The following is a 13,550-nucleotide window of genomic DNA, read 5'->3' on the forward strand; positions in this document are numbered from 1 at the left end:
TACCCGCTCCCAACTTGGACCCGACCGCCGCCGCGAAACCGCTGGCGCGCGCCCCTGGAGTGAGTGGTGCCATGACCGATTTGACGACGCCTGCCCACCCTGACGGGCACCTCACCGCAAAGCGGCCCGCGATCTCCTTCGAGTTCTTTCCGCCCAAGACCGAAGATATGGAGCGGAATCTCTGGGAGACCATCAACCGGCTGGCCCCGCTCGACCCGAAATTCGTCTCGGTGACCTATGGCGCCGGTGGCTCGACCCGCGAACGCACCCACTCGACCATCGCCCGCATCCTCAAAGAGACCGCGCTGCTGCCGGCCGCGCATCTGACCTGCGTCGGCGCCTCGCGCGGCGAGATCGACGAGATCGTCGACCGCTACCACGAGGTCGGCGTCCGCCACATCGTCGGCCTGCGCGGCGATCCCGCCGGCGGAATCGGCACGCCTTACGCGAGCCATCCCGACGGCTATCAGACGTCCGACGCGCTCGTCGCCGGCATCAAGAAGCGGCACAGCGATATCGAGGTCTCCGTCTCGGCTTACCCCGAGAAGCATCCCGAAGCACGCGACTTCGATGCTGACATCGATACGCTCAAGGCCAAGGTCGATGCAGGCGCGACCCGCGCGATTACGCAGGTGTTCTTCGATAACGACCTCTACTTCCGCTATCTCGACCGCGTCCGCGCCCGCGGCATCAACATCCCGATCGTGCCGGGCATCATGCCCATGCACAATTTCAAGCAGGCCCGCAATTTCGTCACCCGCGCCGGCACCACCGTGCCGGACTGGTTCGCCGCGAAGTTCGAGGGCCTCGACGACGATGCCGAGACCCGCAAGCTTGTGGCCGCGACGGTTGCGGCAGGCCAGGTGCAAAAGCTCGCCAAGAACGGCGTCGACACCTTCCATTTCTACACCATGAACCGCGCCGATCTCGTGTTCGCGATCAGCCATTTGCTCGGCATTCGCGCCAAGAGCGCGCAGAAGGCGGCTTAAGACATCATGACCGTATCCATTTCGCCCAAGCGAACCGCCCTCATCAACGCCGCGCGCGAGCGCATCCTCGTGCTCGACGGCGCCATGGGCACGATGATCCAGAACCTCCAGTTCGACGAGGCGGCTTTCCGCGGCGAGCGCTTCAAGAACTTCCATCGCGACCTGCGCGGCAACAACGATCTCCTGATCCTGACCCAGCCGCAGGCGATCGAGGACATCCACGCCGCCTATTTGCGCGCCGGCGCCGACATCGTCGCCACCAACACCTTCTCGACGACCTCGATTGCGCAGGCCGATTACGACCTCACCGACATCGTGTATGAAATGGCGCGCGAAGGCGCCCGCCTCGCCGGCAACGCCGCAAAACGCGTCGCCGCCGAAGACGGCAAGCCGCGCTTCGTTGCCGGCGCCATCGGCCCGACCAACCGCACCGCCTCGATCTCGCCTGACGTCGCCAATCCCGGCTACCGCGCCGTCACCTTCGACGATCTGCGCAAGTCCTATGGCGAGCAGATCCGCGGCCTGATCGACGGCGGCGTCGACCTGTTGCTGGTCGAGACCATCTTCGATACGCTGAACGCGAAGGCGGCGCTCTATGCGATCGCCGAAATCACCGAAGAGCTCGGCATCGACATGCCCGTAATGGTGTCGGGCACCATTACCGACAAATCCGGCCGCCTGCTCTCGGGCCAGATGCCGGAGGCGTTCTGGAATTCGGTGCGGCACGCAAAACCCGTCACCATCGGCTTCAACTGCGCGCTCGGCGCCGAAGACCTGCGTGCGCATATCGCCGATATCGGCCGCGTCGCCGACACGCTGGTCTGCGCCTATCCCAACGCCGGCCTGCCGAACGAATTCGGCCAGTATGACGAGACGCCGGAGTACATGGCGCGTCTCGTCGGCGAGTTTGCTGCGTCCGGCCTCGTCAACATCGTCGGCGGCTGCTGCGGTACCACACCGGATCATATTGCAGCCATCGCTGCAGCCGTTGCCCCGCACAAGCCGCGTAGCGTGCCGGAGATCGAACCAAAGCTGCGCCTCTCCGGGCTCGAGCCGTTCGTGCTGACGGACGCCATCCCCTTCGTCAACGTCGGCGAGCGCACCAACGTCACGGGCTCGGCCCGTTTCCGCAAGCTGATCACCAATGGCGACTACACCGCCGCGCTGCAGGTCGCGCGCGACCAGGTCGAGAACGGCGCGCAGATCATCGACGTCAACATGGACGAAGGCCTGCTCGATTCGGAAGCCGCGATGGTGACCTTCCTCAACCTCGTCGCCGCCGAGCCCGACATCGCCCGCGTGCCCGTGATGGTCGACTCGTCGAAGTTCTCGGTGATCGAGGCCGGCCTGAAATGCGTGCAGGGCAAGCCGGTCGTCAACTCGATCTCGATGAAGGAAGGCGAGGACAAGTTCATTCACGAAGCCAAGATCGCTCGCCGCCACGGCGCGGCTGTCGTGGTGATGGCGTTCGACGAGGTCGGCCAGGCCGACACGTTCGCGCGCAAGACCGAGATCTGCAAGCGCGCCTACGATATCCTGGTGAACCGCGTCGGCTTCCCGCCGGAAGACATCATCTTCGATCCGAACATTTTTGCGATCGCGACCGGCATCGAGGAACACAACAATTACGGCGTCGACTTCATCGAGGCGACGCGCTGGATCCGCCAGAACCTGCCGGGTGCGCACATCTCGGGCGGCGTGTCGAACCTGTCGTTCTCGTTCCGCGGCAACGAGCCGGTGCGCGAGGCCATGCATTCGGTGTTCCTGTATCACGCCATCAAGGCCGGCATGGACATGGGCATCGTCAATGCCGGACAGATGATCGTCTATGACGACATCGATCCCGAACTACGCCAAACTTGCGAGGACGTCGTCCTCAATCGCGACGCGGGCGCCTCCGAGCGCCTGCTGGCGCTCGCGGAGAAATTCCGCGGCAAGAAGACCGAAACCAAGGAAGCCGATCTCGCCTGGCGCGAATGGCCGGTGGAGAAACGGCTGTCGCATTCGCTGGTGCACGGGATCACCGAGTTCATCGAGCAGGACACCGAGGAGGCCCGCAAGAACTCCTCGCGCCCGCTCGACGTGATCGAAGGTCCGTTGATGGCCGGCATGAACGTGGTCGGCGACCTCTTCGGCGACGGCAAGATGTTCCTGCCGCAGGTGGTGAAGTCCGCCCGCGTGATGAAGCAGGCCGTGGCCTGGCTGATGCCGTTCATGGAAGAGGAAAAGGCGCGCAACGCCGCGAACGGCGTCGAGAGCGGCGCCAATTCGTCGGCCGGCAAGATCGTGCTCGCGACCGTCAAGGGCGACGTTCACGACATCGGCAAGAACATCGTCGGCATCGTGCTCCAGTGCAACAATTACGAGGTCATCGACCTCGGCGTGATGGTGCCGGCCGCCAAGATCGTCGAGACGGTGAAGGCGGAGAAGGCCGACATCGTCGGGCTGTCCGGCCTGATCACGCCCTCGCTCGACGAGATGGCATTCTTCGCCGGCGAATTGCAGCGCGAAGGGTTGAAGCTGCCGCTGCTGATCGGCGGCGCGACTACAAGCCGCGTGCATACGGCCGTGAAGATCGACCCGAGCTATCGGGCCGGTCCCGTCGTGCATGTCAACGACGCCAGCCGCGCCGTCGGCGTCGCGTCCTCGCTGCTGAGCCCTGAGAGGCGCGAAGCCTATGCGGCCGAGGTCCGTGCCGAATACGCAAAAATCTCGGAGGCGCATCTGCGCGCGCAGGCCGACAAGAAGCGGCTGAAGCTCGCCGACGCCCGCAAGAACCGCGTGCCGGTCGACTTCGCAGCCAACAAGCCGGTGAAGCCGACCTTCCTCGGCATCAAGAGCTTCGACGACTACGACCTCGCCGAGCTCGTGCCCTATATCGACTGGACGCCGTTCTTCCAGACCTGGGAGCTCGCCGGCCGCTTCCCCGCGATCCTCAAGGACGACAAGGTCGGCGAAGTCGCCCGCTCGCTCTATGACGATGCGCGCAAGATGCTCGACACCATCGTCAAGGAAAAGTGGTTCCGGGCGCGCGCCACCGTCGGCTTCTGGCCGGCGAACGCGCAAGGCGACGACATCGTGCTCTATGCCGATGAGAGCCGGACCAAGCGCATCGCGACGCTGCACACGCTGCGCCAGCAGCTCGAGAAGCGCGAGGGCCGCTTCAACGCCGCGCTCTCCGACTTCATCGCGCCCTCGGGCGTGCCCGACTATGTCGGCGGCTTCGTCGTCACCGCAGGAATCGGCGAGGACGCCGTCGCCGACCGCTTCAAGATGGCCAACGACGACTACTCCTCGATCCTGTGCAAGGCGCTGGCCGATCGTCTCGCCGAAGCCTTCGCCGAGCGCATGCATGCCCGCGTGCGCCGGGAGTTCTGGGCCTATGCGCCGGACGAGGCGCTCTCGAACGACGAGCTGATCCTGGAAAAATATCAGGGCATCCGCCCCGCGCCCGGCTATCCTGCGCAGCCCGACCACACCGAGAAGGCGACGCTGTTCGAGCTGCTCGATGCGGAAGCCACCGCCGGCGTGAAGCTCACCGAGAGTTTTGCGATGTGGCCGGGCTCATCCGTGTCCGGGCTCTATTTTGCAAATCCCGAGAGCTATTATTTCGGCGTCGGCAAGATCGAGCGCGACCAGGTCGAGGACTATGCCGCACGCAAGGGCATGAGCGTGGCCGAGACCGAGCGCTGGCTCGCGCCGGTGCTGAACTACATCCCCTCGCAACAGGACGCCGACAAGGCTTTCGCCGCGACGCCTGCGAATGACGAAACGTCGAAGGACCTCGCCTCGCATCCGCCGGGCTGCAATTGCGCGGTGCATCTGGTCTGGCAGAAGAAGCGCGCAGGCGCGGGTTAGACTCACGGAACGCGAGACGCGAAAACGACCCCATGCACAGTACGGATGGGGTTGAATGGCCTGGTGATTTTCGGTCTAACCGAAAATTACTTGCTCCGTCGGGCAAAACACCTGTATCGAGGCAGGATCGGGTGTCGCGTGTGAAGGCAACTCTCATCCCAAACGCACGGTCCCCATCCTCCCCTGGAGGGGGAGGGTCGCTTCGTATGAGCGAAGCGAAATGCGAAGCGGGGTGGGGTGACGGTCTCTCCACCTCGAACAGTGTCCGTGTGGAGGGATCACCCCACCCCGTCTCACATTTCGCTACGCTCATGTGAGCCGACCCTCCCCCTCCAGGGGAGGGTAAGAGGCCTCACCCCTTCGGCGGCGCCAGCGGCTGCACGATGTCCCTGAACGGGGCCAGCGCTTCACAACGCTCGGCATGCGCGCTCAGCGCCGGGTAGCGCGCCGTGTCGAACAATTGCGGATGCGCCTCGCGGGTGAACCTGAGGACGCAGGCGACCGCGATGTCGGCGTGGCCAACGCGGGCACCGAGCCAATACGGCGTCGTCACCTTGGCGCGCTCGGCCTCGAGCACGCCGAGCACGTCGCCGATCTGCGCCTGGCAGCGCTCGACCCATAGCGCGAGCTGCTCCTTCCGCAGCACGCGCTCGTAGAGCAGGCTGACCGCCTTGTCGCCGAGGCCGGTCGCGAGCGCGCAGATGCGCAGATGCCGGCGACGCTCGACGCCGCTTCGCGGCAGCATCGCCTTCTCCGCACCGACGAGCTCGTCGAGATAATCCAGAATGATCGTGCTCTCGATCAGCGCCTCGCCGTCATCGAGCACCAGAGTCGGGACCCGGCGCAGCGGATTGTACGGCGCGATTTTGTCGGCATCGCCGAAAGTCGACCACGGCTTGTGCTCGAACGCGAGCCCGTAGAGCCGGAGCGCAATCGCGACGCGGCGGACGAAGGGGGAATCATATTGGCCGATCAGGAACATGGTTCTCGCTCTTCTCTGGCGTTGAACAAGGCAGGGCCGATCAGTTTCCACGATGAGATTGCGGCCGCGCAAGGAAAATCCCGGACATGCAGCCTTGCGTCGAATGCAACGGGCTCGCGACAGCGTCTCCCGAATGCGCTATCAAGGACGGCATCATGACAGCGACATCAGACATCAATCGGGAGCGGATCGCGGCGACCGAGGCCGTTATCCGTCCGCACATCAGGCGCACGCCGCTCATTCAGGCCGATCTCGCCGATTTCGGGCTTGCCCCGGCGCCCGTCACGTTCAAGCTCGAGATGCTGCAGCATTCCGGATCGTTCAAGGCGCGGGGCGCCTTTGCCAATCTGCTGCTGCGGCAGGTGCCGCAAGCCGGAATCGTCGCCGCGTCCGGCGGCAATCACGGCGCGGCGGCGGCCTATGCGGCGCAGCGCCTCGGCATTCCCGCCACGATCTTCGTGCCCGACATCACTTCGCCGGCCAAGGCCGAGCGGATCAGGGGCTATGGCGCGAAACTCGTGATCGCGGGCAGCCGCTACGCCGACGCGCTCGCCGCGAGCGAAGCGCATCTCGCCCAGACCGGCGCGTTGGCCGTTCATGCCTACGACCAGGCCGAGACCCTGCTCGGCCAGGGCAGCGTCGGCCTGGAGCTGGAGCAGGATGCGCCTGATATCGACACGCTGCTGGTGGCCGTCGGCGGCGGCGGGCTGATCGGCGGCATCGCGGCATGGAGCGCCGGGAGAACGCGTATCATTGCCGTCGAGCCGGAGCTATCGCCGACCCTGCACGCCGCACTCGCGGCGGGAGCACCGGTCGATGCGCCGGCCGGCGGCGTCGCCGCCGACAGCCTCGCGCCGCGGCGCGTCGGTGAATTGATGTTCCCGATTGCACGCGCCCATGTCGAGCGCGTCGTCCTGGTCAGTGACGATGCGATCCGGCAGGCGCAGGCAGCGCTATGGTCGCGCCTGCGCCTCGTCGCAGAGCCCGGCGGCGCTGCCGCGTTTGCAGCGTTGCTCTCCGGCCGTTATCGCCCGTCGGCAGGCGAACGCATCTGCGTGCTGGTCTGCGGTGCCAATACAACGGCGGTGAACTTCGACAGCTAGCGGTTCGGCGCTGTAGTCCGGATGGAGCGAAGCGAAATCCGGGAATCGATCCACGGGTGAGAAAGCCCCGGATTGCGCTTCGCTCCATCCGGGCTACGAGCCCCCATTTGACAACGAGGCTTTGCGGCAACAGCCGCCGGTTTCCTTCGCCGCTCTCGTCAACTCCGCCTTGCCGAACAATTTGTCGCATGGTTCCATCTTCGGGAGCTTGGGGGAGCGGCCATGAATCGGCGGGCAGTTTGCGCTGTAGCGACCGGGATGATCCTGGCTACGACGGCACTTGGCGGCACGAGCGCGCTTGCCGCCGATCTGCCGGTGAAGGCGCCGCCGAAAGCCGTTGATTTCAATCCGTTCTGGGCCGAGGCCGACTATCTCGCCTGGAGCGTGAGCGGCGACAAGCTGCCGGCGCTGGTGACCACGGCTCCCATCGGTACGCCGCTGGGCCTGGCCGGCGTGTTGGGGCAACCGACCACGACGGTGCTGTTCGGGGATTCCAGCGTCAACAAGGACTGGCGTTCGGGTGGACGGATCACGGCCGGCTACTGGTTCGATCCGCAGCGCAGCCGTGGCATCGAGGCCTCGTTCTTCGGGCTGGAGAATGTCGGGACCGGTTTTGCCGCCAACACCGGCACTAGCCCGATCCTGATGCGCCCGTTCCTGAACGTCTCGACGGGCGCGCAGGACGCGCTGATCGCCGGCTTTCCGGGCATCGGCACCGGCAGCGTCAATGCCAACGAGACCTCTCGCCTTCTCGGTGCCGGCGCGCTCTATCGGCAGGATATTGGCTCGTGGAGCGGACAGCGCGTGAGTGCGCTGATCGGCTATCGCTATCTGCGTTCGTCCGACACGCTCTGGATCACCGATACCTTGAACAGCGCAGCCTTCGGGGTGTTTACGCCCACCGACAATTTCAAGGCTGCGAGCAATTTCCACGGCCTCGATCTCGGCCTCACCGGCGAGTGGCGCAACGGCCCGTGGTCGCTGGAATGGCGCGGCAAGGTCGCGCTCGGCGCCAATCTCAACACTGCCGATATCTCGGGCTCGACGACGAGCACGATCGGCGCTGTCACCAAGACCACCGCGGGCGGTTTCCTCGCCGCCCCCAGCAATATCGGTCATTTCGAACAGACCCGCTTCGCGGTGGTGCCGGAGATCTCGCTCAAGGCCGGCTATCAGATCGCACCCGCCTGGCGGCTGATCGCCGGCTACGATGTCATGTACTGGACCGGCGTGCAGCGTGCCGGCGGACTGGTCGACACCGGCGTCAATCCAACCCTGGTGCCGCCGGGCCCCGCCGTCGGACCGGTGCGGCCACTGCCGGTGTTCAACACGACGAACCTGCTGGCGCAGGGGTTTAGTTTTGGGGTGCGGTATAATTATTGAGGGTGCAAATAGCGCACCCACACTCCGTCATTGCGAGCGCAGCGAAGCAATCCAGAATCTTTCCGCGGAGACAGACTGGATTGCTTTGCTTCGCTGCGCTCGCAATGACGACGTGGAAAGAGACTACTCGACAATCGGCACATGCTTCGCCGCGTCGCGCGAGAGCGTGCCGTCGAGCCGCGGATCATCCGCAACTTCGACCTGCCGCCGGAACGGCCGAAATCCCGAGCGCTGATAGAATGCGACGGCCGACGGATGATCGAAGGTGCAGGTATGCACCCAGACGCGACGCACATCGCCGCGCCACGCGCGCTCCAGTGCGCGGTTCATCAGGAAGCGGGCGGCGCCGGTGCCGATCAGGCTGGCGGTGACGCCGAAATAGACCAGCTCGCACTGGCCGGGTTTGCGGAAATCCAGCTCGAGCAGGCCCTCCTCGCGACCGTCTACGACGAGCGCATAGATCTCGATGCCGGCGGTGTGGATGATCGCGGCGAGCTCCGCGTCGCTCATGCGTGCGCGTGAGAACCACAGCCAATCTTCGCCGACGCGGCGGAAGAGATCGCGATACCAGGCGAGCGCCGGTGCGTCGGCCTTGCGCAGGGTCCACGTGCCGGGCAGTTCGTCGCGGTGAGCGGGGCGCGCGGTCATCTCCAGATGGGTGACGATCGCGGCGATCTTGCCGGCGGGGATGTCGGAATAGCCGTCGGGGATGATCATGGGGCTGGCTCGTTCAGTTCAGGCCAAAGCGGCGGTGCGCTCCCTCGCCCCGTTCTTACGGGGAGAGGGTTGGGGTGAGGGGCATCTCTCCACGATTGAGATCGTCGTGAGACCTGTACCCCCTCACCCGGATCGCAAGAGCGATCCGACCTCTCCCCGCAAGCGGGGAGAGGTGAAACGGAGCTCGCCTCATTCACCTCGGCGTCAGCGTGATCGCTTCCGCGGTCGCGGCTTCCACCGCTGCGAGGCTGTAGAGCAGCGGCACATACTGGCCCGTTGCCCAGAGCGGGGCGAGGTCGCGGTAGTGGCCGCTGAAGGGATCGCCGGACTGGCCGGGCGTGTTGATGGTGCGGCTCGCATCCCAATTGCCGACGTCGAGCACCATGCGGAACGAGGCGCCCGCGGTGAGCTGGTAATCCGAGCGGCGATAGGTGGCGGCGCGCGGCACGTTGGCGGCGCCGCCATAGGCGAGCGGACCGACCGACAATTGCGCCGCGGTGGCCTTGTCGGCGAGCGGCATCAGCGCGTGATCGAACTTTGCGACATGCAGGCGGCCCCAGCGCCAGGTGGACGGATCAGGGCCGAGCTTGCTGATGACATCGGCCACCGCAGCACCGAGGCTGTCGCGCAAAATCTGGTCGCGCGCGGCCGCGGGATCGGCGCCGAACGACGCATCCGGAGATTCCAGCGCGGCGACGAGTGCCGAGATGCTGGAGGCCTCGGGCGCGATCAAGTCCGCCGCCTTCGGCGCCGTGATCTTCAGCAGTACGGGGCCCAGATGATTGGCGATCCACACCTCGAACACCGCCGCCGCCGCGCTGTCCGCGCTGTCACGCGCATCCCATGGCTTGAGCAGATCGAGGCCCTGCTTCACGTTGGCGTCGTCGGACGTCAGCCGCTGCAACAGCTTGACCAGACGGCGACCCATCATCGCCGTATCGTCGTTCTGCAGATCCATGGCGTCGGCGAGCGTCACCTTGTTGTTGGCCGCGAGCACGTCGGTGATGCGCTGCCAGCGCGCGCTGTCGGACCATTCGAAGCCGACCCTGCGCTCGTTGACGGGATAATCGGGCGGCAGGTTCATGTGGTTGGCGGTGGCGAAGAAGCCCTGCTTCGGCTGATAGGCTTTCGGCAGCTCGTCGAGCGACAGAAATCCCTGCCACTCGTAGCGGCCGTCGCCGGGCACCGGCATCAGGCCGTCGAAATTGACGCGGCGCGGCGTCTTGCCGGCAGCGACCCAGCCGATATTGCCCTTGGTGTCGGCATAGACCTGGTTCTCCGACGGCGCGCCCCAGCGCCGCATGGCGCCGAGAAAACCGTTCCAGTCCTTTGCGGTCATGTAGTCCGACGAGCCGAAATAGGCCGACGTGCCGGGCTCGAACCAGATCGAGCGCACGGCGAAGGCGCGGTTGTTCTTGTCATCAACGAAGATCACCGGCCCGTGGCGGGTGAATTTCAGCTCGAGGTCGCGATCGGGCTCGCCCTTCACCTCTTCCTTCTCGTGAACGATGCGCATGTCCTCCCAGCCATTGCCGTAGCGATACTGGTTGGGATTTTGCGGGTTGAGCTCGTAGACGTAGAGGTCTTCCTGGTCGACGTTGAAGATGGTGAGGCCGAAGGCGATGGTGCCGTTGTGGCCGATCGAGATGCCGGGCAGCGCCGGCTCACCGGCGCCGATCACGGACAAGCCGGGCGCATTGAGACCGACGATGTAGCGCAGCGAGGGCACGCTGTGCTCGCGATGCGGATCGTTGGCAAGGATCGGCCGGCCCGTCGCGGTGCGCGAGGCCGCGATCACCCAATTGTTGGAGCCGATGGTGTCGCGCTGCTGATCGGCTTCGGTGAGGTATTTGTCGGGATCGTGCGCGAGCGCGGCCTTCTGGTCCTTTGGCGCGGCGAAGGCGACGGGGCGCGTCGCGAGATCGTAGGCCGCGAGCACCGCTTTCGGAACGCTGCAGGGATCGAGGCCCTCGGGAATTTTCGTGGTCCAGGCCGGCTCGAGCTTGACGCGAAACCGATCGGCATCGAGACCGGCGGCGCAGGCGACCAGCGAGCGCTTGACCTCGGAGGAAACATTGCGGGTCAGGCCGTGGCTGCGGATGCGCACGACATCGTCGGCGGTCCAGGCATCGGGCATGGTGCCGGCGATCCTGAACTCGATCGGCAACGGACGCTTGCCCGCGCGCACGTCGGCGACATAGGCGTTGACGCCGGCGACGAAGGCGTCCGCATAGGTCTTCGCCTTGGGGCCATAGGCCGCCCACTCCGCATTCATGTCGCCGCGATAGAGAAACAACCGCAGCGCCTTGTCCTGCTCCGCATAGGCCTGGCCGAAATCCTTCGCGAGCAGGCCGAGGCCGCGCTTGCGCCAGAGATCGATCTGCCAGAGCCGGTCGCGCGCGGCGTTGAAGCCTTGCAGGAAGAACAGGTCGTGCTCGTTGCCGGCATAGATGTGCGGGATGCCCCAGACGTCGACCAGGATCTGGGCGGGGGCGTTGAGGCCGGCGACGTCCGTCTTGACCTGCCGCGCGCTGAGAAGCGGGTTCGGTTTTTCGCGCGCGATGGCGGTGGAGGTGAGCAACGCGGCGCAGATCGCTGCAATGCTGAGCTTTTGGATGACGCGGTTGAAATCCGTGTTCATTGTGGTTCTCCCGATTGTTGTTTTTGTAGCCCGGATGGAGCGACTTGTCCGCCGAAGCTCGAAGAGCGAAGGCGGAAGCGTAATCCGGGATTCTTGCCTGCGGAGAAAACCCGGATTTCGCTGCGCTCCATCCGGGCTACGAGACTTTCGCCGGCGCGACCTGCCCTACTCCTCCCCCTCGTCGCTCGCCAGCACGCCCTTCACGGCCCTCGCCCAGCCGGCGAGCTTCCGGTCGCGCGTTGCCTCGCTCATGTTCGGCTTGAAGCGGTGCTCGAGCCGCCAATTGTCGGCGAACTTCGTCGGCTCGGGATAGACGCCCGCATTGAGGCCGGCGAGATAGGCCGCACCGAGTGCGGTGGTCTCCTGAATCACGGGGCGATCGACCGGCGCGTCGAGAAGATCGGCGAGCCGCTGCATGGTCCAGTCCGACGCGGTCATGCCGCCATCGACGCGGAGCACGACGCTCGCGGTTTCCGAGCTCGGCCAGTCCGCGCGCATCGCGGCCCAGAGGTCGAAGGTCTGGTAGCAGACGCTCTCCAGCGCGGCGTGCGCAAGCTCGGCCGGGCCGGTGTTGCGGGTGAGGCCGAACAGCGCGCCGCGCACGCGCGGGTTCCAGTAGGGCGCGCCCATGCCGACGAAGGCGGGGACAAGATAGACGCTCTGCATGGAGTCGGATTGATCGGCGAGCGGCCCGGTCTCCGCGGCGTGCTTGATGATGCCGAGGCCATCGCGCAACCATTGCACGGCGCTACCCGCGACGAAGATCGAGCCTTCGAGCGCGTAGGTGCGCTTGCCGTCGAGCTGGTAGGCGATGGTGGTGAGCAGCTTGTTCTTCGATACCACCGGCGTGGAGCCGGTGTTGAGCAGGGCGAAACACCCGGTGCCGTAGGTCGACTTCATCATGCCCGGGCGGAAGCAGGCTTGGCCGATGGTGGCGGCCTGCTGGTCGCCGGCGATGCCGGAGATCGCGATCGGGCCACCGAACAGGTCCGGCGTGCTCTCGCCGAAGCGCGCGGAGGAATCCTTCACCTCGGGCAGCATCGAGCGCGGCACGCCGATGATCTCCAAGAGCTCGTCGTCCCACTGGCCGGTGTGGATGTTGAACAGCAGCGTGCGCGAGGCATTGGTGGCGTCGGTGGCATGTACCTTGCCGCCGGTGAGGCGCCAGAGCAGGTAGCAATCGACGGTGCCGAACATCAGCTCGCCGCGTGCGGCGCGTGCGCGGGCACCGGGGACATGGTCGAGGATCCAGGCGACCTTGGTGCCGGAGAAATAGGGATCGATGATCAGGCCGGTCTTCTGCGAGATCAGCGGCTCGCGGCCATCGGCTTTCAGTTTGGCGCAGACGCCCGCGGTGCGGCGGTCCTGCCAGACGATGGCGCGGTGCACGGCCTGGCCCGTAGTGCGGTCCCACACCACGGTGGTCTCGCGCTGGTTGGTGATGCCGATCGCGGCGATGTCCTTCGCCGTGATGCCGGCCTGGTCGATCGCATCGCGGCAGACCATCACGGTCGAGGTCCAGATGTCCTCCGGCTCGTGCTCGACCCAGCCCGAGGCCGGAAAATGCTGCGGAAACTCCTGCTGCGCGCGGGCGGCGATCGAGATGTCGCTGCGAAACACGATCGCGCGCGAGGAGGTGGTGCCCTGGTCGATGGCGAGGACGAAAGACATGGAAGCTTACCTTGGCGTTTTTTCCCGGTGACGGGTCATTGTGTCGCGCCAAAAGGAGCGGATTAGGGCAGGAAGGTCAAGGTGGGATGCGCGCATCGCCTTGCCCTTCCCTTCTCCCCTTGTGGGAGAAGGTGGCGTAGGCGGCCTTCGGCCGCCGTCCTTAAGAGAACGCCGAAGCGAAGCTTCGGCTATGGCGCCGGATGAGG

At 65.7% G+C, this 13,550-nt stretch carries 8 protein-coding genes; 4 read left to right on the forward strand and 4 right to left on the reverse strand.

Going from position 1 to position 13,550, the window contains the following annotated elements:
- Window positions 1–71: 71 nt before the first annotated feature.
- Entirely contained in the window at window positions 72–989 is a 918-nt protein-coding gene (metF, locus tag NLM31_RS36470; RefSeq protein WP_254195350.1) for a methylenetetrahydrofolate reductase [NAD(P)H], read from the forward strand.
- A gap of 6 nt (window positions 990–995) precedes the next feature.
- Complete coding sequence (metH, locus tag NLM31_RS36475; RefSeq protein WP_254195351.1) at window positions 996–4,847, forward strand: methionine synthase; 3,852 nt, start codon at window positions 996–998, stop codon at window positions 4,845–4,847.
- A gap of 352 nt (window positions 4,848–5,199) precedes the next feature.
- Here metH and NLM31_RS36480 read toward each other — a convergent pair whose 3' ends face one another.
- On the reverse strand, window positions 5,200–5,829 hold the full coding sequence (locus NLM31_RS36480; protein WP_254195352.1) for a glutathione S-transferase family protein: 630 nt from the start codon (window positions 5,827–5,829) through the stop codon (window positions 5,200–5,202).
- 155 nt (window positions 5,830–5,984) lie between these two features.
- Here NLM31_RS36480 and NLM31_RS36485 point away from each other — a divergent pair, with 155 nt between their 5' ends.
- On the forward strand, window positions 5,985–6,932 hold the full coding sequence (locus tag NLM31_RS36485) for a threonine/serine dehydratase (RefSeq protein WP_254134071.1): 948 nt from the start codon (window positions 5,985–5,987) through the stop codon (window positions 6,930–6,932).
- 258 nt (window positions 6,933–7,190) lie between these two features.
- Entirely contained in the window at window positions 7,191–8,315 is a 1,125-nt protein-coding gene (locus NLM31_RS36490; RefSeq protein ID WP_254134072.1) for a BBP7 family outer membrane beta-barrel protein, read from the forward strand.
- Between the two features lie 123 nt (window positions 8,316–8,438).
- Here the strand turns inward: NLM31_RS36490 and NLM31_RS36495 are convergent, their stop codons facing one another.
- The 3 genes from NLM31_RS36495 to glpK form a co-directional block, all read right to left on the reverse strand.
- Entirely contained in the window at window positions 8,439–9,032 is a 594-nt protein-coding gene (locus NLM31_RS36495) for a GNAT family N-acetyltransferase (protein ID WP_254134073.1), read from the reverse strand.
- Between the two features lie 193 nt (window positions 9,033–9,225).
- Complete coding sequence (locus tag NLM31_RS36500; RefSeq protein ID WP_254195353.1) at window positions 9,226–11,673, reverse strand: penicillin acylase family protein; 2,448 nt, start codon at window positions 11,671–11,673, stop codon at window positions 9,226–9,228.
- 165 nt (window positions 11,674–11,838) lie between these two features.
- Window positions 11,839–13,344 carry a glycerol kinase GlpK gene (gene glpK / locus NLM31_RS36505; RefSeq protein WP_254134075.1) on the reverse strand — a complete coding sequence of 502 codons (1,506 nt, stop codon included), beginning with the start codon at window positions 13,342–13,344 and terminating at the stop codon, window positions 11,839–11,841.
- Between the last annotated feature and the right edge of the window lie 206 nt (window positions 13,345–13,550).

It is taken from the genome of Bradyrhizobium sp. CCGUVB4N (genome assembly GCF_024199945.1).
Taxonomy (GTDB): Bacteria; Pseudomonadota; Alphaproteobacteria; order Rhizobiales; family Xanthobacteraceae; genus Bradyrhizobium.